Genomic DNA, 21,379 nt, shown 5'->3' on the forward strand with positions numbered 1-21,379 from the left:
AGTTCAACCGCCAGAGGTTTCGCCGTCGCCAGCCTCGTATTTGCCATCCAGCTCGAACAGCAGCCCGTCTGGATGATAGAAGGTGCGGCCTTCGCCGGAGAAGTAAGCCGCAACGATCTGGTTGGTCAGCCGCGAGCCGAAACCCGTACGCGTCGGCGTCCTGACCGCAGGTCCGTCCGTCTCGCGCCAGCGCAGTTCGAAGCGGTCATCCTCGTCCAGCGTCCAAAAGATTTCGATTTTGCCGCTCTCGTTAGAAAGTGCGCCATATTTCATCGCGTTGGTGGCCAGTTCATAAATGGCCAGAGACAGGCCCAGCGCCTGTTGCGGCGCGATTTCCATGTCCGGTCCGGAAATCGTTACGCGCGCCTTGTCGTCGAGATGCGGATAAACGGACTCGCGGACAAGCGCGGAGATGCTGGCACCCTTTCCCGAAGCATGAATGAGGTTCTGGGCGTTGCCGAGTGCTGCGATACGTCTTTTGATGGTGTCGCGCGCATCCTCAAGCGTCTGCGAATGGCGCAGGGTGGCGCTGACGACCGCCGTGGTGATCGCCATCGTATTCTTGACCCGGTGGACGAGTTCGCGCCGCAGAAGATCCTCCCGGCTGCGGCTCTGCACCGCTCCGGTCGTGTCGACGGCTATGTCTATCAGCCCTGCGATCTTGCCCTGGTCGTCGTAAAGCGGGCTGTAGGAAAAGGTCCAGTAGGTGTCTTCGGGGTAGCCGTTGCGGTCCATGACGAGATGCATGTCCTCGGCGAACGTGCCCTTGCCGGAGAGTGCCTGATCAACGAAGGGTTTCACATCGTTCCAGACATCGGACCAGATGATGTGAAACGGCTTGCCGAGCGCACCCTCTTCCTTCAGCCCGAGAAACGGGCGGTAGGCGTCGTTGTAGACGATGTTGAGGTCAGGCCCCCAGAACAGACAGATTGCATGGCCTTGCTTGAGGATCATCTGCACGGTGGTTTTGAGTGATACCGGCCATGTCTCTATCGGCCCCGTGCTTGTCGACGCCCAGTCGAAGCGGCGGATGGCCTCGCCCATTTCACTGTCGTCATAGGGGAACTCTGGCACGAATTTATCCTGCTTGCATTGCGGCTCATTCATTGGATGTTTGTATGTTCAAATATACCTGTAGTTCAAATTGATTTTTCCAAACTTCGCTGCGGCTTCCCGTAATTGTGGCTATTCACCCCTCGCAACCGGGCGGAAAAAGGGCCATATCAGGTAAAAGCAGGGAGTTTACCCGTGATCACATTCGACAATTCCTATGCCCGCCTGCCGGAAAGGTTCAGCGCCGCCGTCTTGCCAACGCCGGTGAAGGCGCCACGCCTCATCGCCTTCAATCGGGCGCTGGCAGACGAGCTTCTTCTCGACGTCTCAGGCCTCGACGACGACAGGCTGGCGGCGATCTTTTCCGGCAATGTGGTACCGCAAGGGGCCGAGCCGCTGGCGATGGCCTATGCCGGCCACCAGTTCGGCGGTTTCGTGCCGCAGCTCGGCGATGGTCGTGCCATTCTTCTCGGTGAAGTCATCGACAAACACGGCAAACGTCGGGATATCCAGCTGAAGGGCTCCGGCCCGACGCCGTTTTCGCGAAGGGGCGACGGGCGCGCGGCGCTCGGCCCGGTGCTACGCGAATATATCGTCTCCGAGGCAATGTTCGCGCTCGGCGTTCCCGCGACAAGGGCGCTCGCCGCCGTCCTGTCCGGTGACAGGGTGCAGCGCGAGGTGGGTCTGCCGGGCGGGGTTTTCACCCGTGTTGCGGCAAGCCATATCAGGGTCGGCACCTTCCAGTTCTTCGCCGCGCGCGAGGATGATGAGGGGATCAGAAATCTCGCGGATTATGTGATTGACCGCCACTATCCCGAAGTGAAAAACGCGGACAATCCCTATCTCGCCCTGTTGCAGGGCATCGCTCAGAGGCAGTGCGAACTCATCGCCCGCTGGATGATGGTTGGCTTCATCCACGGCGTGATGAATACCGACAATATGGCGATCTCCGGCGAGACGATAGACTTCGGTCCATGCGCCTTCCTTGACGAATACAATTCTAACAAGGTGTTCTCCTCCATCGACGCACAGGGGCGCTACGCCTTCAACAATCAGCCGGGCATCGCCCAATGGAACATTGCAAGGCTGGCGGAATGCCTGTTGCCGCGGCTTGACCCTCAAGTGGAGAAAGCAGCCGAACTCGCAAACGCCGTGCTCGCTGATTTCGCCGCCGCGTTTCCCAAGCGCTGGCTTGCCGGCATGCGCGAAAAGCTTGGGCTGACGGGCGAAGAGGAGGGCGATATCGAGCTGGTGCAGGCGCTTCTTTCGCTGATGCAGGCATCGGAAGCCGATTATACGCTGACCTTCCGGCGTCTTTCTCACGCGGTAGAGGGCGATGCCGAGCCGTTTCGCGGCATGTTCATCGATATCGCGGCGGCGGATGCATGGCTGGCGCGCTGGCGGGAGCGGGCCGGGCGGGAAGAAGTCTCTGCCTCCGAGAGGTCGCGGGCGATGCTCGCCGTCAACCCGGCCATCATTCCCCGCAACCACCGCATCGAGGAACTGATCGAGGCGGCGGTGGAAGACGGCGATTTCGAACCGTTCCACGCCATGCTGGCGGCGATTGCCACGCCATTTGAGGAACGGCCGGACAATTTCGTCTACATGCAGCCGCCGATGAGCGATGAGAAGGTGTTTCGGACCTTTTGCGGGACGTGATTTGGGAGAGGCATTCCGCCGCTCGTCGTCATGCTCGGGCCTGTCCCGAGCATCTGCGACCTATCGATTTCGTGAGACGTTAGATCCTCGGGACAAGCCCGAGGATGACAGTGTCGGGGCCGATTGCTCCCCTTAACTCACCCAACCCGGGCCAGCGGCTCATGCGCGCCGTAATATCTTCCAAACCGGTTTTCCAGGAATTTCGGCAGGGCCACTTCTTCCTGCCGGACAAACCCCTTCTGCGGCAGGGCGCCTTCCGCAAGCAGGTCGAGAACCGTGCAGATACCGGCTGCGGTGGTGATCTGGATTGCGCTCATCATCCGGCCGGAAACGGGGCCGGCATAGACCTTGTTGGCATAGGTTTCCTGCAGGAACCGGCCGTTGCGGGTGCCGCAGACGGTAACGAAGACAATGACCACGTCCTGCATGGTGCCGGGCAGGGCGTTTTCGAACAGGTCCTTCAGCACATCGCGGCGGTTGCGCAGGTTGAGGTCGTTCAAAAGCGCCTTCATGATTGCGACATGGCCGGGATAACGGATGGTGCGGTAATTCATCGTCCGCACCTTGCCTTCCAGCGTCGCACATAGCGTGCCGAGGCCGCCCGAGGTGTTGAAGGCCTCATATGTCACGCCGTCGAGCGAGAACTCTTCGCGCTCTTCCAGCGCCGGAACGGCGGTGAGGCGGCCTTCGACGATGGCTTCGCAGGGCTCGATATACTCGTTGATCAGCCCGTCCGTGCTCCAGGTAAGGTTGTAGTTGAGCGCATTGGACGGATATTGCGGCAGCGCGCCGACACGCATGCGCACGCTGTCCAGCTTGTCGAACCGGGCGGCAAGATCTGCGGCGACGATGGAGATGAAACCGGGGGCGAGGCCGCATTGTGGAATGAGCGCGGTCTCAGCCGTTTCCGCCAGTGCCTTGACCTTGCGGGTGGATTCGACGTCTTCAGTCAGATCGAGATAATGCGTGCCGACTGTAACCGCAGCTTCCGCAATGCCCGCCGTCAGGTGGAAGGGCGCAGCGGAAAGCACGGCGAACTTGCCTTTCAACAGCGCTTCCAGCGCCGGACGGTCGCCAATGTCGACGATTTCAGTGTCGACACGCTCATGCGCCGGCACATTCGTCAGCTGGTCTGCCGAGCGATCGGCAACCGTGATGCGATAATCGCCGGTGACAGCCAGCATCCAGGCGATGGCTGAACCGATATTGCCCGCGCCGATGACGACGATGTTTTTCATGTTTTTGTTCCCCGCAGTAAATTCATATGCCTCTGCGCACCGGATGCGCTTCATAGACAGAATGCCAGCTTTTTTGGACGATTCGCAGCTTCACTATGCGCGGATAGCGGGTTAATATTGGACAATTAGACGACAGGATTGGTCATTATGACGATTGCCGACAAGGACCGGGCGCTGCTCGCCCTGCTTTCCGAAAACGCCCGCATGCCGGTGGCGGAACTGGCCCGCAAACTCGGCCTTTCGCGCACCACCGTGCAGGCTCGCATCGAGCGGCTCGAGGCCGAAGGGGTGATCGCCGGTTATGGCCTGAGACTTTCGGAAAGCTATCTTTCCGGGCTGGTGCGCGCCCATGTGCTGATCACCATCGGGCCAAAGGCGCTGCCCGGCGTGACGGCGGCGCTCACTGCCATCAAGGAGGTGACAACGCTGCATTCGGTCAGCGGCACTTTCGACCTGATCGCCATTCTGGCAGCACCTTCCATTCTCGACCTTGACCGGTTGATCGACAGGATCGGCGCGCTGGACGGCGTGGAACGCACGCTATCGTCGATCATTCTTTCCACGCGGATTTCGCGGTAGGCGTTGGAGGGTTTGGCAGGCGAAAGGCGGACGAGTGCGCGCAATGCTCTCGTCCCCCCTCATTCCTTTGACAAGCACAGAAATCAGGAAGGTGGGGGCTTGCCTTACCCTAACCCACCCCTCTCGTCATAAGCCTTCTGCGCCGCCAGCACCGCGTCCATATTGCCCTCCGCCCAGTGGGCCAGTGCCGCAACCGTGTCGGTCAGCGTGCGCCCGAGCGGCGTCAGGGAATATTCGACCGTGACCGGCACCGTCGGAAAGACCTGCCGCGAAATCAGGCCGTCGCGCTCGAGCTTTTTCAGCGTCTGAGACAGAACCTTCTGCGAAATGCCCTTGATTTCCCGCCGCAGCAGGTTGAAGCGCACCGCGTCCACCCGCAGCTTGTCGAGGATCAGCAGCGCCCATTTGTCAGCGATCCTGTCCAGCACCATGCGTGTGGGGCAGCGATCCTCGTAAACGTCATAGACATGTTCCATGGGTCTCATCCCGCTCTGAAAAGCCCGGGTCGGTTTCCTTGAGGATACCAGATAACCGGAAAGTGCTCTCTTTTCCTGATTTCGAATACGCAGTACGTATGTTTTCGAAACATGGTTTCTACTAGATACTACGGAGATTTGAGATGACTGGCAAGATACTCGTAATCGGTTCCACCGGCACCATCGGCACGCCGCTGGTAAAGGCGCTTCTGGCCAAGGGCGAAAGCGTGAAAGCGGCCTCGCGCACCGGCAAGGCAGCCGAAGGCGCGGAAGGGGTGCGCTTCGATTACACCGACGCCTCGACCTACACGGATGCCTTCGATGGCGTCGATCGTCTGTTTCTGATCCTGGCTGGCGGGCGTCTGGATGCAATCGACGCGCTGACGCCGGTTGTCGAGGAAGCTGCCCGCCGCAATGTGAAGATCGTGTTCCTCAGCGTCTTCGGCGTCGATGCCGACGATTCCATTCCCTATCGCCAGGTGGAACTGAAGATCATCGCTTCCGGCGCGCCTTACGTCATTCTGCGCCCCAACTGGTTTGCCGATAATTTCCACACCTACTGGAAGGCCGGCATCGAACACGGCCAGATCGCCGTTCCGGCAGGCGAAGGCAAGTCGAGCTTCATCGACGTGCGCGATATCGCCGACAGTGCAGCGTCAGCGCTGACCTCGACGGATTTCGACAATAAGGCGTTCAACCTGACCGGGCCGAAGGCTTTGAGTTACGGCGAGGCGGCCGCGATCATCTCGCAGGCCATCGGCAAGCCGGTCGGCTATAGCGCGGTTTCGGACGATGTTTTCATCGGCATTCTGACCGGCGCTGGCGTTCCGAAGGATTACGCCGCCTTCCTCGCGTCGATCTTCTATCCGGTGCGCGAAGGCTGGACGTCGGCGGTCACCGGTGATGTCGAGACTTTGACCGGCCACGCACCGCGCTCGCTGGAAACCTATGTGGCCGACCATGTGGCCGCGCTGAAGGATTGACGCTCAGAAACGACACGCCCGTCGCGTCACGCCGGATCGGTGGAGCCGCGGCGGGCCTTGAACAACATCTTCAGCCGCTGGATATCATCCGCATTCCAGCCCTGCGGTGCGGTTACCTCCATCCACGCATCGATATAGTGCTCCGGCGCGTAGACATGGCCGTAACCGATCGGCGCCGTGGTGGCGGCGGCAACATCAAGACCGAGCTGCAGCAGGGTCACGACCGGGAACCAGCGGAAGGATGTGGAGACGTCAGGGCCGTGATGAACCATCCATTGCGGTCGCCGGTAAAGCGATGCGGCCTCGAAGAAGGTGATCGGGTCGCTGGCATATTGCAGATAGACGATGCGCATCGGGCCCCACTTCGCATCAGGCATATGCGCAGTGGTATATTGGTTGGCGAAGCGGATGACCGAGGAATCGCGGAAACGCGGCAGCCATTCCGGCGTACCCGCCACACGCCCATTGGTGGCCATGCGCCATGTGGGGCTGGAAAAGGGCGGACCGCTCCACAGCGCACCCTGGAACGGGTCCGAGAGCACATCGTAAAGATCGGATGATTTCTGCGAGTTCAGCGAACCGAGGCTCAGCCCGTGCAGATAGAGTTTCGGGCGCGTCTCCTTCGGCAGGGTGGTCCAGTAACCGTAGACGGCCTGAAACAGCGCGCGCGCCGTTTCCACACCGTAATCTGGTTCGGTCAGAAGCGCGATCCAGCTGGAAAGATAGGAATATTGCACGGCAACGCTGGCGATATCGCCGTCATGCAGATATTCGACCGTATCAAGCGCTTCCGGATCGATCCAGCCGGTGCCGGTGGGAATGACGACCAGCAACACCTTGCGCTCGAACCCGCCAACCCGCTTCAGCTCTTCCAGCGCAAGTGCTGCCCTTTCCTCGGGCGTTGCCGCAGAATTCAGGCCTGCATAGACCCTGAGCGGTTCCCTGGCCGGGCGGTGGGTGAAGGCGGAAATCTCCTGTGCCTCCGGCCCGCCGGCCACGAATTCGCGGCCTCTGCGGCCAAGCGATTCCCATGTCATCAGGGAAGCGCTGCTGCCGGTTTTGAGCGCATCGGAAGGGCGCGGTACATCCGGCTCGATCAGCGCATCCACCTGTTTCAGCGAGGAATCGGCAAACTTCAGGCCGATATCGAAGATCAGACCGTTCAGCAGCATCCATGACAGCACGATGGCGGCGGCTATACCGAGCACATTGGCGAGCCGGCGCGGCAGGAAGTGACGGCTGCGCACCGAGAAGAATCGCCGGATGAGCTGGAAAAGCCGTCCAGCGCCGATGAGGAGGGCGGAGACCAGCACCGAAACGCCGCCGGTCTTGGTGGGGTGGGCGCTGGGCAACGGATCGAGCTCCATCAGGATACGGATGGAATTCTGCCAGTCTTTCGCCTGCCAAAGAAACGCGATCGCCGTTATCGCGCTGGCAAGGGCGATGAGAAAGCGGATGCTGCGCCGGTTATGGCGCGAGGGGTGGGGCAATTCCAGATAGGTCCATATGGCGGTGAGCGCCACGCCGATCAGATAACCGATGGCAAAGGAAAATCCGCACAGCACACCCTGCATCAGCCATGTGCGCGGCAGAAGAGACGGCGTGAGCGAAGCGCAGAACAGAATAGTGCCAAAGACGATGCCGGTTGCCGAAAGACCCGCAAACAACCGCCCAACCCATTGTTTCAACAACTTGACTTGCCCCTTTTTCCCGCCGTCTGGCACGAGTGTAGTATGCGGTGGGCGAGGGTGCAAACCCTGTTAGCAGGATAAAAATCACAATTATAGGAAAATAATCCTTTACAGCGTGACGGTGGTTTGATAGGTTTAGGTCACAGTCGGAGATTTGCGGCTGAGCGGCAAAGGTCGGTTTAGCCGATGCTTTTTCCGCGACACGTCATTTCTCTCGCAGGTCCACCTCATGGCAAATATCCGCAATTGCGATCTGGCGCTCCACGGCGTCTGGCAGGAAAGCTGCGCCTATGGCGGCGAGGGCAGGCTGGAGGCCGCACCCGAGATAAAATCGCGGGCCGACAAGCTGGCTGCCGAAGATGCGGCGCGCAATGGCAATCTGCGGCAATTGCTGAACGAGCTGACGGTGGAGATGCGCGAACAGTTCTGCATGTACCGCAACCTGCGGCAGACAAGCGAAGCGGCATTTTTATCAACGGTGGAGGATGCCTCGGGCAAACAGGCGCGCGCCGACGTGAAGGCCGCAACGGATCAGCTTTCGCTGATTGTGCGCACACTGGAACGGATCGATGCCCTGCAACGGGTGCTGGCAGAAGAGAGGCAGGCTCTTGCCGGCGAGGACGAAGCCGATACCGAAGATTACGAAATGGCGGTGGCGCATTTTCTCAAACGCATCGACGAACTGGCAGAACAGAAATGCCGCGCGAGGCTGGAGGCCGATCTGGCTCGTAGTGCATCTACAGAAGCTGACACATGACGGATGTTTCGAGCGAACCCCAACTGCAAAAGCAGGTCTTCACCCTTCTGCGCGACTGGCGTTTCATCGGTAACCTGCCGCAACAGCCGCCTGAGGGTGACTGGCGGACGTGGCTTCTGATCGGCGGGCGCGGATCCGGCAAGACGCGCGCCGGGGCCGAATGGGTGCACAGGATTGCGTCCGCCGGCAAGCAATCTGATTTGCGCATCGCGCTTGTTGCGGAAACGCTGGGGGATGCCCGTGAGGTGATGATTGACGGCATTTCCGGAATCTGCCGTATCGCCCGCCGTTGCCGCCCCGCCTTCGAGGTATCGCGCCGGAGGGTTATCTGGCCAAACGGGGCCATGGCGCAGGTGTTTTCCTCTGAAGACCCAGAAAGCCTGCGCGGCCCGCAATTTCACATGGCTTGGGCCGATGAACTTGGAAAATGGAAATATCCGCAGGAAACATGGGACATGCTGCAATTTGGCCTGCGTCTGGGTGAGGCCCCACGGCAATTGGTGACGACGACGCCACGGCCCATTCCGCTCCTGAAGGCGCTTCTCGCCGACCCTTCGAGCCGGGTGGCCAAAATGCCGACGGCGATGAATGCGCAAAATCTCTCACCCGGTTTCCTGAAAGCCATGCACGACCGTTACGGCGGCACGCGGCTGGGGCGTCAGGAGATCGGCGGCGAACTGATTGATGAGCGCGAAGGCGCGCTATGGAAACGTGCCGATCTGGAAGCAATTGTGGAAACCGACCATGAGCCGCTGGCGCGGATCGTGGTCGCGGTAGACCCGCCCGCCGGTATCGGTGAAAATTCCTGCTGCGGCATCGTGGCGGCCGGGCTTGGCATATCAGGCAAGTTGGTCGTGCTTGCGGATTGTTCGGTGGAAGGTGAAACACCGGCCGGCTGGGCGCGGGCCGTTGTCGCTGCCGTTCGCCGTCATGAGGCCGACCGGGTGGCGGCGGAAGTCAATCAGGGCGGCGAGATGGTGCGGGCAATGTTGCAGAGCATAGACGCCAATCTGCCGCTGACCCTGGTGCGGGCAAGCCGGGGCAAGTTCACCCGCGCCGAGCCGGTGGCGGCACTCTACGAACAGGGCAGGGTACGCCACGCCGCACGGTTTGAAAAACTAACCGACCAGATGGCGGATTTCGGACCCGACGGTCTTTCATCCGGACGCTCGCCCGACCGGCTGGATGCGCTGGTCTGGGCAATAACGGCGTTGACGACGACTGTGGCGAGTGAGCCGAGGGTGCGCGGAATGTGATATAGGCGCTAATTGGCCCCATGAATGAGAGCCAATTGCCCATCTAGCCGATGCATATTGGTTCTTCTCCCCGGCGGGGAGAAGAAATCCGGGTCGCCGTTAACGCCCAAAATCGGACGTCTGGCAGATGCTACTTCTTCGGAGACTGCGCGGGTTTCGGCTGAGAACCGGTTTCGCGCATCTGGCGCCACTCGTTTTCAAGCCGGTCATAAACGGTCTGGGGGATTGTCGCTGTCATGGTGGCATTCCTCCTTGAATGGTCAACGCTGCGGAAGTGCGCGGTGAATGGAGTTAGCGCGCTAAGGTTCCGCAACTCAAGGAATTTTTTACCTCAAAGCCCCGGTCAGCGGATTAAAATCGATTAGGATTTTTTCAAATCGATTTAGTTCTGACGGCCGTCATGTGGAAAAAACAAAGGGTGATATCGCCCCCGATTTTCAGGAGCCGGCTGTGGCCTATGACGAGGCGCGATTCTTCGCGTCGGTGCGAATTTCCATCTACGGTGGTCGCCTGCGAGCTACACAGCTTGACGGGACGAAGACGATCCTGGCCGGCTTCGGCAAGGCCCTGCCGGGCGGTGATCCCCGCTGGTTCGCCTACATGCTGGCCACCACTTTTCACGAGACGGCTGCGACCATGCAGCCGGTGCGCGAGACATTGGCGGCAAACGATTCCGAGGCGATCGCAAGGCTGGACCGGGCCTTTGCGGCAGGCAGGCTGCCCATGGTGCGCAAACCCTATTGGCGGCCAGACGCCGAGGGCAAAAGCTGGCTCGGGCGCGGTTTCGTGCAACTGACGCATCGCCGCAATTACGAGGCCATGTCGCAGCTGACCGGTGTGGACCTTCTGGAGCGTCCCGAGCGCGCCATGGAACCGGATGTGGCAACCGCGATCCTCATCCACGGCATGGTATCCGGCAGCTTTACCGGCCGGAAGCTTGCCGATGTCTTCGAGGGCAAGCGTGAGGATTGGGAGGGTGCGCGCGCCATCATCAATGGCCTCGACCGGGCGCGGCTTGTCGGGGACTACGGCCGGGCATTTCATCGCGCCCTTTTGGCGGCGCGGATTGAACCGGCGCGGGCCAGATGATAACCCGTTAGCAAGGCCGCAAGGGCCATATTCGAATTTTGCATGACAGGTGACACCGTGATCCGCCATATCGTTTTTTTCACCGTTCCCGAGGAAAACCGCGACGCCGTGCGCAAGGGGCTCTCCGGCCTCACCGCCATACCGCATTCGCTGAAGCTGGAAATCGGCGAGAATGTGAAGAAGGACCAATGGGGTAATTCGGTCGATTTCATCGTCTATGGAGAGTTCGAAAACGAGGCGGCGCTCGCGGCCTACAAAGCCGACCCCGCTTATGATCTTTCGACGCGTACGGTGAAGCCGCTGCGCGAGACGCGGGTTGCCGCTGATTTCAACAGCGATACGGCAGTGAAAGCGCCAATCCGGTAAGTTTCGTCAAGACTCGGGCTCTCGATCCTCATTCCTGTGCTTGTCACAGGAATCCAGTCGACGCGCGTCTGCACGGCGAAACGAGTGCTTTCAGTCCAAAAACTTGGGCTGGCTGAATCCCTGTGACGAGCACAGGGATGAGGGCCTGGCGGGAAACTGAGCCCGCATTAAAACAAGGATAATTCCATGCGATTTCCGTTTTCCCTGCCGTGGCGGCGCCCGGCGGATGGCAGAGCCGTGCCTGAACGCAAGACAGCGGCGGGCGGCTTCATGGCGGTTGCGGCGCAGGGTGGGCAGGCATTCTGGACCGGCCGCTCCTATGCCGCACTCGCCCGCGAGGGCTTCATGAGAAACCCGATAGCGCACCGCGCCGCCCGCATGGTGGCAGAAGCCTCCGCATCGGTGAGCTGGCTGCTTTACGATGGCGATGAGGAGATCGGCGATCATCCGCTGCTCGCACTTCTAGGCAAGCCCAGCGCGCATATGGGCGGGCCGGACTTTTTCGAGACGCTGTATGGCCATCTGATGTTGGCTGGCAACGCCTATATCGAGCCGCTAGTGGTCGGCGAACGACTGCGCGAGCTGCATCTTCTGCGGCCGGACAGGGTGAGCATCATCGAAGGCGAGGATGGCTGGCCCCTGGGTTACGATTATCGTGCCGAGGGCCGCGCCATCAGGCGCATTGCCGCTGAACGTGACGGGCTGGGGCTGCTTCACCTCAAGCTTTTTCATCCGCTGGACGATCGGGCCGGGTTCGCTCCCCTTGCTTCGGCGGGCGCGGCTCTCGATCTGCACAATGCCGCGAGCCAGTGGAACAAACGTCTGCTCGACAATTCCGCTCGCCCTTCCGGTGCACTGGTCTATCAGCCGAAAGAGGGTGGCAATCTCTCCACCGAGCAATATGAGCGGCTGAAGCGCGAGCTGGAGGAAGGTTATCAGGGCGCGATGAATGCAGGCCGGCCGCTTCTTCTGGAAGGCGGTCTCGACTGGAAGGCCATGGGGCTTTCGCCGCGCGACATGGATTTTCTGGAAGCACGCAACGGTGCGGCACGCGACATCGCGCTTGCACTCGGCGTACCGCCGATGCTGATCGGCATTCCCGGCGACAATACCTATGCCAATTACCAGGAGGCAAACCGCGCTTTCTATCGTCTCACCGTGCTGCCGCTCGTCAACCGCACGGCGGCACGGCTCTGCGGCTGGCTGTCGCCGATTTTCGGCTCCGGGCTGCGGCTGGAACCGGATCTCGACAGGATCGCCGGTCTTGCCGGTGAGCGGGACGCTCTGTGGACAAGGATCGGCGCAGCGTCGTTTCTGACCGACGAGGAAAAGCGGGAGGCGGTGGGGTATTAGCCATTGTGCTTGAGCCACCGGGCTGCGTCTTCGACCAATTTCTGAACCAGCGGAATCGTTTTGTGAGGTTCGCCGTTCAAGCGATTCTGAAGACTCGCGAAATGGCGTTTTGAAACCGCACACCCGACCTGCGGGCGACGCGACGCGTCTGTCCGATTTTTCACATCCTAAACCGGAATGATTACCCATGTCTGAATTCGCCAATGAAGGCGGCATCTGGGCCGCCCGCATCACCGGTGCCGTCGCAGGCGCGGGTGTGTCGCTCGTCTACCTCCTGCCGAAAAGCAAACGCGAGGCGGCGAGCCGTTTCGTGACCGGCGTCTCCTGCGGCATGATCTTCGGCGGCCCAGTGGGCCTGTGGATCGTGCAGCAACTCGAGATTGCCGGCGCGCTTTCCGGCCGGGAAATCATGGTGGCGGGCTCTGCCGCTGCCAGCATGGTGGCCTGGTGGGGGCTTGGCCTGCTGGTGCGCGTGGCCGACCGTTACAACGCCCGTCCGCGCGCTTAGCCTCCACGCGGCACCCCCTTTTCACATCGCAGGAGTTTCCCATGCACGTCTATCGCGGGCCGCGCCCCGCCACGCGCAAATTCGCCAATCTGGAACTGCGCGGCATAGCTGGCGACGGCACGTTTTCCGGTTATGCCAGCGTCTTCGGCGAGGTCGATCTCGGCCGCGACGTGATCGAGCGCGGCGCTTTCCGCCGCTCCATCGAGGAACGCGGTGCGGGCGGTATCCGGATGCTCTACCAGCACGATCCGGCCGAGCCGATCGGCGCATGGCGCACCATCCGCGAGGATGAGCGCGGGCTTTACGTGGAAGGTGTTCTCGCCCCCGGCGTCGCCCGTTCGCGCGAGGTCCATTCGCTGATGAAGACAGGCGCGCTGGACGGGCTTTCGATCGGTTTTCGCACGGTACGGTCCAGCAAGGAGGGGCGCTCCGGCAAGGCGGCACGCTCTGGCGTCAGGCGCATTCTTGAGGCCGATCTCTGGGAAATCTCTGTGGTGACCTTTCCGATGCTGCCGTCCGCGCGGGTATCGGATGTCAAACACGCCCGCTTCTTCCGCGACCGCGAAACCGAGCTGGTGCGCACCATGCGCCGCGCGGCGCGTTCGCTTTTCGACACAGCCTTCAAACGCTGACTTCCTCCCAAACACTTCCGAAAACAAGGATGGCGACATGACAGACCAGATGACAAAACCGGCCGCAATGACGGTTGCGCCGCAGGTGAAGGCCGTGCCCGATACGATGACGGCGGCCTTCGACGAGTTCATGGAGGCCTTCGAGGCCTTCCGCGACACCAACGACCAGCGGCTTTCCGATATCGAACGCAAGATGGGGTCCGACGTCGTGACCCGCGACAAGCTCGACCGCATCGACAAGGCGCTCGATGACAACCGCAAGATCATGGATGATCTGGCGCTCAAGAAAGCGCGCCCGGCGCTCGGCCGCAAGCAGGCGCATTCCCTCGATACGGATGAGCACAAGGCCGCCTTCGAGGCCTATATCCGCCGGGGTGAGGAGGGCGCGCTGCGCGATCTGGAGGCCAAGGCCTTTGCCGGATCGACAGGCGTCGATGGTGGTTATCTGCTGCCCACCGAAACGGATGGCGAGATCGGCCGCCGCATGACGGCGATTTCACCGATCCGGTCGCTGGCGACCGTGCGGCAGGTTTCCACTGCCGTGCTGAAGAAGCCGTTTTCGCCGGGCGGATTTGCCACCGGCTGGGTTTCTGAAACGGCGGCTCGCCCCGAGACGACGACACCGAAGCTCTCCGAACTTTCCTTCCCGACCATGGAACTCTACGCCATGCCTGCCGCAACCCAGGGGTTGCTGGATGATGCGGCCGTGGATATCGAGGCCTGGATCGCCTCGGAAGTGGACATTGCCTTTGCCGAACAGGAGGCAGCGGCGTTCATCGCCGGCGACGGTACCAACAAACCGAAGGGTTTCCTCTCTTATACGGCCGTCGCCAATGACAGCTGGAGCTGGGGTAATATCGGTTATGTCGCCACCGGTGTTGCGGGTGGCTTCGCCTCCGCGGGGCCAATGGATGTGCTGCTGGATGCCGTCTATGGACTGAAGGCAGGCCACCGCCAGAACGGCAACTTCGTGATGAACCGCAAGACGCAAGGGGCGCTGCGCCGCTTCAAGGATACCAGCGGCGCCTATCTCTGGCATCCGCCCGCGGCCGCCGGGCAGCCCGCCTCGCTGATGGGCTTTCCGGTGATGGAGGCCGAAGACATGCCGAATGTCGCGGCAAACAGCTTCGCCATCGCTTTCGGTGATTTCCGCGCCGGTTACCTCGTGGTGGACCGCACCGGCGTACGCATCCTGCGCGATCCCTATTCGGCAAAACCCTATGTGCTGTTCTACACGACCAAGCGCGTGGGCGGCGGCGTGCAGAACTTCGAGGCGATCAAGCTGGTGAAGTTCGGGGTGAATTGACCACAATCTTCCCCGTCACCCCGGACCAAGTCGGGGGTGACGGCGTGCGGATGCTACATTTTCGCCAAACGCTTTCGGCCGGAATTCTTTCTGTCCCATATCCGGAGACCCCATGACCTATGCCCTCATTCATCCGCCGCAGGCGGAGCCGCTGACGCTTGCCGAGGTGAAGGCGCATTTGCGTCTCGACGGCGGCGACGAGGATGCGCTGCTGGCTGCGCTGATCCGTACCGCCCGCGAGCATCTGGAACGTACGACAGGACTTTGCCTGATACGCCAGACCTGGCGGCTCTATCTCGACCGGTGGCCGCCGAGTGGCATGATTCTGATTGGTAAGGGACCGGTGCAAACCATCGAAACGATTCTGGTTTTTGACGGTCGAGGGCGTGCGGCCGACATCACAGCCGCCGACAGATTGCTTGACGGCGAGGCGCGCCCGGCGCGGCTGTGGCTGCGCGACCCGCCAGCCCCCGGACGGGTGATGAACGGCATCGAGATCGACTTCATTGCCGGTTACGGTGAGGCGGGAACCGATGTGCCCGATACGCTGAAACGCGCCATGCTGATGCATGTGGCCCAGATGTTCGCCTTCCGCGGTGCCGTTGCTCTGGAAAATCAACCCGCAGCGGTTCCGGCCGGTTACGAGCGGCTGGTGTCGCCGTTCTGCCGTGTGGGGCTCTGAGCCATGAACCTCGTTTTTCTCGACCCCGGCAAGCTTACGGCGCGGTTGGAGCTGGAGGTGCGCAGTGAGGTACCGGACGGGCAGGGTGGGGCCGCGGAAAGCTGGAGTTTCCTGCGTTCGCTCTGGGCGGCTATCGAACCTGTTTCGAATGCCTCGCATGAGCGGGCCTCGGCTGAGGGCGTAACAATCACCCACCGCGTCTGGCTGGTCTGGCGCAGCGACATTGCCGCCGGAATGCGCTTTCGCAAGGGACGGCGCATTCTGGCGATCCGGGCCGTGATGGATCCGGACGAGACCCGCCGTTTCATCGTCTGCCGCTGTGAGGAGGAAAGCCCGTGAGTGCCGCAAATGTGCTTCTACAGGCGATTTTCGCAAAACTTTCCGGCGACGCTGCTCTGATGGCGCTCATCCCCGGCGGTATCGTCGACCGGCTTTTGCCGCGCGCCATCCTGCCCCTGATCGTTATCGGCGAACTTGAAAGCCGCGATTACTCGACGGCGACGGAAAAGGCCGAAGAACATTTTCTGTCGCTGGACATCTGGAGCGATGCCAATGGCCGCAGGTGCGCGGGTGAGATTGCCGGGCGGGTGAAAACCCTGCTCGACGATGCCACCTTTCCACTTGTCGGTATCTCGCTCGTCAATCTGCAGCTTCTCTCCAGCCGTTCGCGGCGGGATCCGAAGACACGGAACTTCCTCGCAGAAATGCGTTTCAGGGCGGTAACGGAATAGGGTCGGTTCAGGAATTCTGTTTGCGCACGGTGCGCCAGAGCACGATCAGCAGCAGAAACGAAATGCTGATCAGCACGGCGGCGATGGTGAGCATGGCCGCCACCCCGCCGCGATCCAACGCCAGCGTGAAAATGACGGGCGCCACGGCAATGGCAAGGTTCTGCGGCAGGGAGATACGCGCGGCCTGAAGGCCATATTGTTCCGGTGAAAATACCGCGAGCGGCAACACCGCGCGACTGACGGTGAGCACGCCCGCGCCAAAGCCGAAGAAAATGATGAAGCCGATGAAAGCGGGCATGGCCGGGGCAAAAACGAGCAATAGCACGAAGGATGCGAGCAGCATACCTAAGCCGATCATGCAGGTGACGAAGGGATTGCCGTGTTTTCCAAGCAGAAAATCCAGCCCGCGCGCCATGATCGCAAGCACGCTGCGCACGGCTGCCAGTTGCACGGCGAGCGATTGCGATGCGCCGGCATGGACCAGCAGCAGAGGCAGGAGCGGCGAAAAGCCAAAGGCTGTGAAGGCGCTAAGCGTCGTCATTGCCGCCAGAAGCAGAAAGGCGCGCCGCGTATCGACAGGCGATGTCGAGACCGCAGCGCCTTTCGAAGTGCCCTGAGTATTGCTCGTCCTTCGTCCGGGAAGGACAAAAACATAGAGTGGGAGAAGCACGAATATCTGCAGACAGGCATATACCAAAAGGGTGCCGCGCCAGCCCAGGTGCTGATCTGCGACGGTGGTGACGGGCAGGAAAACCGCTGCCGAAAGTCCGGTAAACACCATCAGAAGCGTCAGCGACCGGCCACTTTCCGCGCCGACACGTTCCACCACAGCCGTATGGGCCGCCGTCGTCAGGCCGCAGGTCGCGGCCAGACCCATCACGACCCAGCCGAGGACGTAGCTTATCACGCCGCCCGCAAAGGCGAGCACGACAAAACCCGCCGTGAACAGCAACGAACCCGCCACAAGAACAGGGGCGGCACCACGGCGCACCAGCGTTCTTCCCAGAAGCGGGCCGCAGAGGGCGCTGATCGTCATCATGACGGTGAGACCGGCAAAAACGACCTCGTTTGCGATGGCCAGTTCCTGTCTGATGCGTGGCCCCAGTATGGCCAGCATGTCGAAACCGGTGCCCCAGCTGACGACCTGCCCAACCGCAAGCACGCCGATAAGGCGCGCGCGAGACGTGAAGGGGGTGGCATCAGACATGATGAAAATCGCGGGTGCGAGATGCGGGAATGCTTTTGGTAGCAGGCCAGTTGCGACCCGGCAACATCAAACGAGACGACATCAATCGAAACGAGAGGGAGAACACCATGGTGGCGCAGAAGGGCAAGGACCTGCTGCTGAAGTTCAACAACGCCGGCTCCTATGTGACCGTGGCGGGGCTCAGAACCAAGCGTCTGGCCTTCAACGCGCAGGCGGTCGATATTACCGACGGCGAAAGCGCCGGGCGCTGGCGCGAGCTTCTGGCCGGCGCCGGCGTGCAGCGGGCATCGCTGACGGCGTCGGGCATCTTCAAGGATCAGGCAAGCGATGCGCTGGTGCGTGGCGCATTTTTCGCCGGCTCCATTCCGGGCTGGCAGATCGTCATTCCTGACTTTGGCACGATCACCGGGCCGTTCCAGATCGTCGCGCTCGAATATTCCGGTCGCCACGATGGCGAAGTGCAATTCGAGACCGCGCTGGAATCGGCCGGTTTCCTTAATTTCGGAGCACTGTGATGCCGCAAGGGTTACGTTACGGGCGGGCGAACCGCCATCGCGGCGAGATCGAGGCGCTGATCGATGGCGAAAGGCGCGTTCTTTGCCTGACGCTCGGCGCTCTCGCCGAACTCGAAACCGCCTTTCAGGCCGATGATCTCACCGCGCTCGCCGAACGTTTCGCAGCCGGACGTATGAAGGCGACCGATATGATACGGGTGATCGGCGCAGGTCTGCGCGGCGCGGGCAACGTGTTTTCCGATGAGGACGTGGCCGCAGCCACGGTGGAAGGCGGCGTTGCCGGCCACGCCGCCATCGTCGCCGATCTCCTGACAGCCACCTTTGCCGGTTCGAGGGGCACGCCGCCGGACCCTTGAGTGCCGCAGCAGGTGAGGTGGGCGATCTGACGCCGCGTCCTTTTCCCTGGGAGGCGGTAATACACACCGGTTTCCACCTGCTGCGGCTTTCCTCCGAAACCTTCTGGCGGCTGACGCCAAGGGAATTCTTTGCCATGACCGGCGGCATCCGCCCCGCTTTCCACACCCTCGACCGCCCGGCGATGGATGCGATGATGCGACGGTTTCCGGATGGGTGAGTGTGGTTTGCTATTTTGGGGGACGGGCATCTTTCGTGAAAACGACCAGGCAATTCAAACATCTACGGTTCCGTTTTGAATCAGAAAGGCAAGCGTGATGGCAGGCGAAGTATCGATTGCGGACAGTCGCGAGGAAGCGGAAGCGCTCTCGGAGGTGATGGGTGATCTCGAACGGCGTTCCGAGCGGTTCGGGGCGGCGTTGACTTCTGCCATGCAGGCCGCGGTGACGGGCGGCAAGGGGTTGGATGACGTGTTGCGCGGGCTTGGCGAACGGCTCTCCGGCATTGCGCTTTCCGCCGGGCTGAAGCCGCTTGAGAACATGATCGGCAATGCTGTGGGCGGGCTTTTGAATGGCGGCGGTTCGCTGTTTGCCTTTGCCGATGGCGGGGTGCCGGGACGCAGTATCACGCCCTTTGCCGATGGCGGTGTGGTCGCAAGCCCGGCCTTCTTTCCGATGGGCGGCGGGCTTGGCCTGATGGGCGAAGCGGGTGCCGAGGCGATCCTGCCGCTGAAGCGTGGTTCGGATGGGGCGCTCGGTGTTGCCGCACCGGCGGGTGGCGGCGGCGCGCAGATCGTTTTCAATGTGACGGCGACGGATGCGGCGAGCTTCAGAAAAAGTGAAGGCCAGATCGCCGCCATGCTGGCGCGCAGCGTCGGGCGTGGCCAGCGCGGCCTGTGACGGATTGGACCTCCTCCCTGCAAGACCTCTGTGTCGAGCGTGACCCTTCCATCTTTCCCAGACTATCAAAACGAATCCAGGAACAACGACATGGCGGCATTTCATGAAGTGCGGTTTCCGCTGAGGCTGGCGCTTGGCGTGAGCGGCGGGCCGGTAAGGAGAACCGATATCGTCAACCTTTCCAATGGGCGGGAGAACCGCAACCAGCGTTGGAAGAATGCCAGACGCGCCTATGACGCAGGGTCGGGCATTCGCTCCGTTGCCGATCTTTACGAGGTGCTGTCCTTTTTCGAGGCGCGGCGCGGTGAACTCCATGGCTTTCGGTTTCGCGACCCGGTGGATTTCAAATCATGTCCGCCGGGCCAGACACCTGCTGCAAGCGACCAGAAGATTGGCACCGGTGACGGCACGACGACGGCTTTTCAGCTGGTGAAGACCTATGCCGATGCGGGCGGTTCTTTCACCCGGCGGGTGGAGAAGCCGGTCGAGGCTTCGGTCATCATCTCAGTCGATGGGGTGAAAGCCGTTTTGTCGGATTTTTCGGTCGACCATGTGACCGGTACGGTGACGTTTCGCGCCGGTAAGGCGCCGCCTGCCGGTGCCGCAATCCGGGCCGGTTTCGAATTCGACGTGCCGGTGCGATTTGCAATCGACCGCATCGACGTGAACCTTACCGCCTTCGAGGCGGGCCGCATTCCCTCCATTCCATTGATGGAAATCCTGCCATGAAGACCATTCCTGCCGTTTTGGCCGAACATCTGGCGGGCGAGGCCACGACCACCTGCCATTGCTGGAAAGTGACGCTGAAGGACGGCGAGGTCATCGGTTTTACAGACCATGACGGGACCCTTTCCTTCGCCGGTACTGCCTACCTGGCCGCAAGCGGTTTTGGTGCGAGTGACAGCGACAGCGAGGCCGGACTTGGCGCGAGTGCGGGCGAAGTGACGGGCGGCTTTTCCAGTGAGGCGATTTTCGAAAGCGATCTGGCCGCCGGACGTTTCGATGGTGCGCAGGTGGCGCTTTACCTCGTCAACTGGCAGGTGCCGGAACAGCATGTGCTGCTGAACATGCGCGAAATCGGCGAGGTGACACGGGCGGGCGGAGCGTTTCGTGCCGAGCTGCGCAGCATCGCCCATCGTCTTTCCCAGCCGCAGGGCAGGGTCTATGGGCGGCGCTGCGATGCCGCCCTTGGTGATCGGCGATGCGGCGTCGATCTCAAGCGATTTACCGGCACCGGCAGCGTTGCGGGCACGGACGCGGCGGGCAACCTGCTGGTGACAGGGCTGGACGCTTTCGCCGATGGTTTCTTCAGCCGTGGGAAATTGCAGTTTCTGAGCGGCCAACTTGCCGGCAAGGGTTTCGATCTCGACGGCCACGAGAAACGCGATGGCGGCACGCTTCTGTCCTTGTGGCTCGCTCCGGAGCAACCGCCGCAGCCGGGTGATGTTTTTTCCGTCATCGCCGGTTGCGACAAGAGTTTTGCGACCTGCAAGGCGAAATTCGCCAATTACCTGAACTTTCGTGGCTTTCCGCATCTGCCGGGGGCGGATTTCGCCTATTCCTACGCCAGCGGCGGCCAGACCCATGACGGCGAGGCGCTGTTTCCATGAGCAGTACCTCAGAAAAAGTGCTGGCGCTCGCGCAAGGCTGGATCGGCACGCCCTACCGGCATCAGGCGTCGTTGCAAGGCGTTGGCTGCGATTGCCTCGGCCTTGTCAGGGGCATCTGGCGCTCGCTTTACGGCGAGGAACCGGAACTGCCGCCGCCCTACGCACCAGATTGGGCCGAGCGGGGCGGCGAGGACCGGCTGCTGGAGGCCGCGACACGTTATTTTTCGGCGGTGCCTGATATGGAAGAGGCTATGCCGGGCGACCTGCTGCTGTTCCGCTGGCGGGCCGATGCAGCGGCGAAACATCTCGGCATCCTCGCCGGGCCGCAGCATTTCATCCATGCCTATGAACAGGTGGCAGTGGTGCGCTCGGCGCTGGTGCCCTGCTGGAAGCGACGTATTGCCGGCGTCTTCCGTTTTCCCGAACCCTGACATT

At 61.6% G+C, this 21,379-nt stretch carries 26 protein-coding genes; 21 read left to right on the forward strand and 5 right to left on the reverse strand.

The annotated features are described in order from the left end of the window. Window positions 1-3 precede the first annotated feature (3 nt). Entirely contained in the window at window positions 4-1,074 is a 1,071-nt protein-coding gene (locus tag G6L97_RS02895; RefSeq protein ID WP_233283638.1) for a sensor histidine kinase, read from the reverse strand. A gap of 177 nt (window positions 1,075-1,251) precedes the next feature. Between G6L97_RS02895 and G6L97_RS02900 the strand changes: the two genes are divergently transcribed. After that, on the forward strand, window positions 1,252-2,712 hold the full coding sequence (locus G6L97_RS02900; protein WP_174002740.1) for a protein adenylyltransferase SelO: 1,461 nt from the start codon (window positions 1,252-1,254) through the stop codon (window positions 2,710-2,712). 137 nt (window positions 2,713-2,849) lie between these two features. Here the strand turns inward: G6L97_RS02900 and G6L97_RS02905 are convergent, their stop codons facing one another. Continuing rightward, the gene (locus G6L97_RS02905) at window positions 2,850-3,950 is read right to left on the reverse strand and encodes a saccharopine dehydrogenase family protein (protein ID WP_003512083.1); all 1,101 of its coding nucleotides are present in this window, start codon (window positions 3,948-3,950) and stop codon (window positions 2,850-2,852) included. 147 nt (window positions 3,951-4,097) lie between these two features. Between G6L97_RS02905 and G6L97_RS02910 the strand changes: the two genes are divergently transcribed. Continuing rightward, window positions 4,098-4,529, forward strand: coding sequence for an Lrp/AsnC family transcriptional regulator (locus tag G6L97_RS02910; protein WP_003512084.1), 432 nt, complete (start codon window positions 4,098-4,100; stop codon window positions 4,527-4,529). A gap of 104 nt (window positions 4,530-4,633) precedes the next feature. Here the strand turns inward: G6L97_RS02910 and G6L97_RS02915 are convergent, their stop codons facing one another. Beyond that, the gene (locus tag G6L97_RS02915; RefSeq protein WP_065704945.1) at window positions 4,634-5,005 is read right to left on the reverse strand and encodes a winged helix-turn-helix transcriptional regulator; all 372 of its coding nucleotides are present in this window, start codon (window positions 5,003-5,005) and stop codon (window positions 4,634-4,636) included. A 143-nt stretch (window positions 5,006-5,148) separates the two neighbouring features. Here G6L97_RS02915 and G6L97_RS02920 point away from each other — a divergent pair, with 143 nt between their 5' ends. Further along, window positions 5,149-5,988 carry an SDR family oxidoreductase gene (locus tag G6L97_RS02920; protein ID WP_111783220.1) on the forward strand — a complete coding sequence of 280 codons (840 nt, stop codon included), beginning with the start codon at window positions 5,149-5,151 and terminating at the stop codon, window positions 5,986-5,988. A 26-nt stretch (window positions 5,989-6,014) separates the two neighbouring features. Here the strand turns inward: G6L97_RS02920 and G6L97_RS02925 are convergent, their stop codons facing one another. Beyond that, on the reverse strand, window positions 6,015-7,655 hold the full coding sequence (locus tag G6L97_RS02925; protein ID WP_065704941.1) for an alpha/beta hydrolase: 1,641 nt from the start codon (window positions 7,653-7,655) through the stop codon (window positions 6,015-6,017). Window positions 7,656-7,908: 253 nt separating this feature from the next. Here G6L97_RS02925 and G6L97_RS02930 point away from each other — a divergent pair, with 253 nt between their 5' ends. The 11 genes from G6L97_RS02930 (at window position 7,909) to G6L97_RS02980 (ending at window position 16,359) form a co-directional block, all read left to right on the forward strand. After that, window positions 7,909-8,436 carry a hypothetical protein gene (locus G6L97_RS02930; RefSeq protein ID WP_013635731.1) on the forward strand — a complete coding sequence of 176 codons (528 nt, stop codon included), beginning with the start codon at window positions 7,909-7,911 and terminating at the stop codon, window positions 8,434-8,436. After that, window positions 8,433-9,692 (forward strand): DNA-packaging protein, encoded by a 1,260-nt coding sequence (locus G6L97_RS02935; RefSeq protein WP_162686622.1) that lies wholly within the window; start codon window positions 8,433-8,435, stop codon window positions 9,690-9,692. Before G6L97_RS02930 ends, G6L97_RS02935 begins: the two co-directional genes overlap by 4 nt. A 450-nt stretch (window positions 9,693-10,142) precedes the next feature. Next, window positions 10,143-10,781, forward strand: coding sequence for a hypothetical protein (locus G6L97_RS02940; RefSeq protein ID WP_111783336.1), 639 nt, complete (start codon window positions 10,143-10,145; stop codon window positions 10,779-10,781). A gap of 42 nt (window positions 10,782-10,823) precedes the next feature. After that, window positions 10,824-11,147 (forward strand): Dabb family protein, encoded by a 324-nt coding sequence (locus G6L97_RS02945; RefSeq protein ID WP_003512096.1) that lies wholly within the window; start codon window positions 10,824-10,826, stop codon window positions 11,145-11,147. A gap of 186 nt (window positions 11,148-11,333) precedes the next feature. Further along, window positions 11,334-12,500, forward strand: coding sequence for a phage portal protein (locus G6L97_RS02950; RefSeq protein ID WP_111783219.1), 1,167 nt, complete (start codon window positions 11,334-11,336; stop codon window positions 12,498-12,500). 187 nt (window positions 12,501-12,687) lie between these two features. Continuing rightward, entirely contained in the window at window positions 12,688-13,008 is a 321-nt protein-coding gene (locus G6L97_RS02955) for a DUF6107 family protein (protein ID WP_003512100.1), read from the forward strand. Between the two features lie 41 nt (window positions 13,009-13,049). Further along, complete coding sequence (locus G6L97_RS02960; protein WP_065661221.1) at window positions 13,050-13,640, forward strand: HK97 family phage prohead protease; 591 nt, start codon at window positions 13,050-13,052, stop codon at window positions 13,638-13,640. A 37-nt stretch (window positions 13,641-13,677) separates the two neighbouring features. Further along, on the forward strand, window positions 13,678-14,946 hold the full coding sequence (locus G6L97_RS02965) for a phage major capsid protein (RefSeq protein ID WP_065661220.1): 1,269 nt from the start codon (window positions 13,678-13,680) through the stop codon (window positions 14,944-14,946). Between the two features lie 112 nt (window positions 14,947-15,058). After that, window positions 15,059-15,628 carry a head-tail connector protein gene (locus tag G6L97_RS02970; protein WP_111783218.1) on the forward strand — a complete coding sequence of 190 codons (570 nt, stop codon included), beginning with the start codon at window positions 15,059-15,061 and terminating at the stop codon, window positions 15,626-15,628. A gap of 3 nt (window positions 15,629-15,631) precedes the next feature. Continuing rightward, window positions 15,632-15,967, forward strand: coding sequence for a phage head closure protein (locus G6L97_RS02975; RefSeq protein ID WP_065658132.1), 336 nt, complete (start codon window positions 15,632-15,634; stop codon window positions 15,965-15,967). After that, window positions 15,964-16,359 carry a DUF3168 domain-containing protein gene (locus tag G6L97_RS02980; RefSeq protein WP_111783217.1) on the forward strand — a complete coding sequence of 132 codons (396 nt, stop codon included), beginning with the start codon at window positions 15,964-15,966 and terminating at the stop codon, window positions 16,357-16,359. The genes G6L97_RS02975 and G6L97_RS02980 overlap by 4 nt, the downstream gene beginning before the upstream one ends. A 7-nt stretch (window positions 16,360-16,366) precedes the next feature. Here G6L97_RS02980 and G6L97_RS02985 read toward each other — a convergent pair whose 3' ends face one another. Further along, window positions 16,367-17,566 (reverse strand): MFS transporter, encoded by a 1,200-nt coding sequence (locus G6L97_RS02985; protein WP_174002679.1) that lies wholly within the window; start codon window positions 17,564-17,566, stop codon window positions 16,367-16,369. 107 nt (window positions 17,567-17,673) lie between these two features. Here G6L97_RS02985 and G6L97_RS02990 point away from each other — a divergent pair, with 107 nt between their 5' ends. The 7 genes from G6L97_RS02990 (at window position 17,674) to G6L97_RS03020 (ending at window position 21,375) form a co-directional block, all read left to right on the forward strand. Further along, window positions 17,674-18,081: a phage major tail protein, TP901-1 family gene (locus G6L97_RS02990; RefSeq protein WP_003512111.1), complete on the forward strand. Its 408-nt coding sequence runs from the start codon at window positions 17,674-17,676 to the stop codon at window positions 18,079-18,081. Beyond that, a complete protein-coding gene (locus G6L97_RS02995; RefSeq protein WP_111783216.1) occupies window positions 18,081-18,437 on the forward strand; it encodes a gene transfer agent family protein in 357 nt (118 codons plus the stop codon). The genes G6L97_RS02990 and G6L97_RS02995 overlap by 1 nt, the downstream gene beginning before the upstream one ends. Next, entirely contained in the window at window positions 18,434-18,655 is a 222-nt protein-coding gene (locus tag G6L97_RS03000; protein WP_013635743.1) for a rcc01693 family protein, read from the forward strand. The genes G6L97_RS02995 and G6L97_RS03000 overlap by 4 nt, the downstream gene beginning before the upstream one ends. 97 nt (window positions 18,656-18,752) lie before the next feature. Beyond that, entirely contained in the window at window positions 18,753-19,334 is a 582-nt protein-coding gene (locus G6L97_RS03005; protein WP_111783215.1) for a phage tail tape measure protein, read from the forward strand. Window positions 19,335-19,424: 90 nt separating this feature from the next. Further along, window positions 19,425-20,063, forward strand: coding sequence for a TIGR02217 family protein (locus G6L97_RS03010; RefSeq protein WP_025592850.1), 639 nt, complete (start codon window positions 19,425-19,427; stop codon window positions 20,061-20,063). Beyond that, window positions 20,060-20,944, forward strand: coding sequence for a DUF2163 domain-containing protein (locus G6L97_RS03015; RefSeq protein WP_174002681.1), 885 nt, complete (start codon window positions 20,060-20,062; stop codon window positions 20,942-20,944). Before G6L97_RS03010 ends, G6L97_RS03015 begins: the two co-directional genes overlap by 4 nt. After that, entirely contained in the window at window positions 20,941-21,375 is a 435-nt protein-coding gene (locus G6L97_RS03020; RefSeq protein ID WP_111783213.1) for a C40 family peptidase, read from the forward strand. Before G6L97_RS03015 ends, G6L97_RS03020 begins: the two co-directional genes overlap by 4 nt. Window positions 21,376-21,379 lie beyond the last annotated feature (4 nt).

The organism is Agrobacterium tumefaciens (assembly GCF_013318015.2).
Classification (GTDB): Bacteria; Pseudomonadota; Alphaproteobacteria; order Rhizobiales; family Rhizobiaceae; genus Agrobacterium; species Agrobacterium tumefaciens.

Excerpts from the sequence above, each read along its gene's own strand:
- G6L97_RS03005 (WP_111783215.1), top strand. The coding sequence starts at position 18,753 with ATGGCAGGCGAAGTATCGATTGCGGACAGTCGCGAGGAAGCGGAAGCG.
- G6L97_RS02910 (WP_003512084.1), top strand. The coding sequence starts at position 4,098 with ATGACGATTGCCGACAAGGACCGGGCGCTGCTCGCCCTGCTTTCCGAA.
- G6L97_RS02950 (WP_111783219.1), top strand. The coding sequence starts at position 11,334 with ATGCGATTTCCGTTTTCCCTGCCGTGGCGGCGCCCGGCGGATGGCAGA.
- G6L97_RS02920 (WP_111783220.1), top strand. The coding sequence starts at position 5,149 with ATGACTGGCAAGATACTCGTAATCGGTTCCACCGGCACCATCGGCACG.
- G6L97_RS02955 (WP_003512100.1), top strand. The coding sequence starts at position 12,688 with ATGTCTGAATTCGCCAATGAAGGCGGCATCTGGGCCGCCCGCATCACC.
- G6L97_RS02930 (WP_013635731.1), top strand. The coding sequence starts at position 7,909 with ATGGCAAATATCCGCAATTGCGATCTGGCGCTCCACGGCGTCTGGCAG.
- G6L97_RS02970 (WP_111783218.1), top strand. The coding sequence starts at position 15,059 with ATGACCTATGCCCTCATTCATCCGCCGCAGGCGGAGCCGCTGACGCTT.
- G6L97_RS02985 (WP_174002679.1), bottom strand. The coding sequence starts at position 17,566 with ATGTCTGATGCCACCCCCTTCACGTCTCGCGCGCGCCTTATCGGCGTG.
- G6L97_RS02975 (WP_065658132.1), top strand. The coding sequence starts at position 15,632 with ATGAACCTCGTTTTTCTCGACCCCGGCAAGCTTACGGCGCGGTTGGAG.
- G6L97_RS02960 (WP_065661221.1), top strand. The coding sequence starts at position 13,050 with ATGCACGTCTATCGCGGGCCGCGCCCCGCCACGCGCAAATTCGCCAAT.
- G6L97_RS02990 (WP_003512111.1), top strand. The coding sequence starts at position 17,674 with ATGGTGGCGCAGAAGGGCAAGGACCTGCTGCTGAAGTTCAACAACGCC.
- G6L97_RS02905 (WP_003512083.1), bottom strand. The coding sequence starts at position 3,950 with ATGAAAAACATCGTCGTCATCGGCGCGGGCAATATCGGTTCAGCCATC.
- G6L97_RS02935 (WP_162686622.1), top strand. The coding sequence starts at position 8,433 with ATGACGGATGTTTCGAGCGAACCCCAACTGCAAAAGCAGGTCTTCACC.
- G6L97_RS03020 (WP_111783213.1), top strand. The coding sequence starts at position 20,941 with ATGAGCAGTACCTCAGAAAAAGTGCTGGCGCTCGCGCAAGGCTGGATC.
- G6L97_RS03010 (WP_025592850.1), top strand. The coding sequence starts at position 19,425 with ATGGCGGCATTTCATGAAGTGCGGTTTCCGCTGAGGCTGGCGCTTGGC.
- G6L97_RS03015 (WP_174002681.1), top strand. The coding sequence starts at position 20,060 with ATGAAGACCATTCCTGCCGTTTTGGCCGAACATCTGGCGGGCGAGGCC.
- G6L97_RS02915 (WP_065704945.1), bottom strand. The coding sequence starts at position 5,005 with ATGGAACATGTCTATGACGTTTACGAGGATCGCTGCCCCACACGCATG.
- G6L97_RS02965 (WP_065661220.1), top strand. The coding sequence starts at position 13,678 with ATGACAGACCAGATGACAAAACCGGCCGCAATGACGGTTGCGCCGCAG.
- G6L97_RS02995 (WP_111783216.1), top strand. The coding sequence starts at position 18,081 with ATGCCGCAAGGGTTACGTTACGGGCGGGCGAACCGCCATCGCGGCGAG.
- G6L97_RS02945 (WP_003512096.1), top strand. The coding sequence starts at position 10,824 with ATGACAGGTGACACCGTGATCCGCCATATCGTTTTTTTCACCGTTCCC.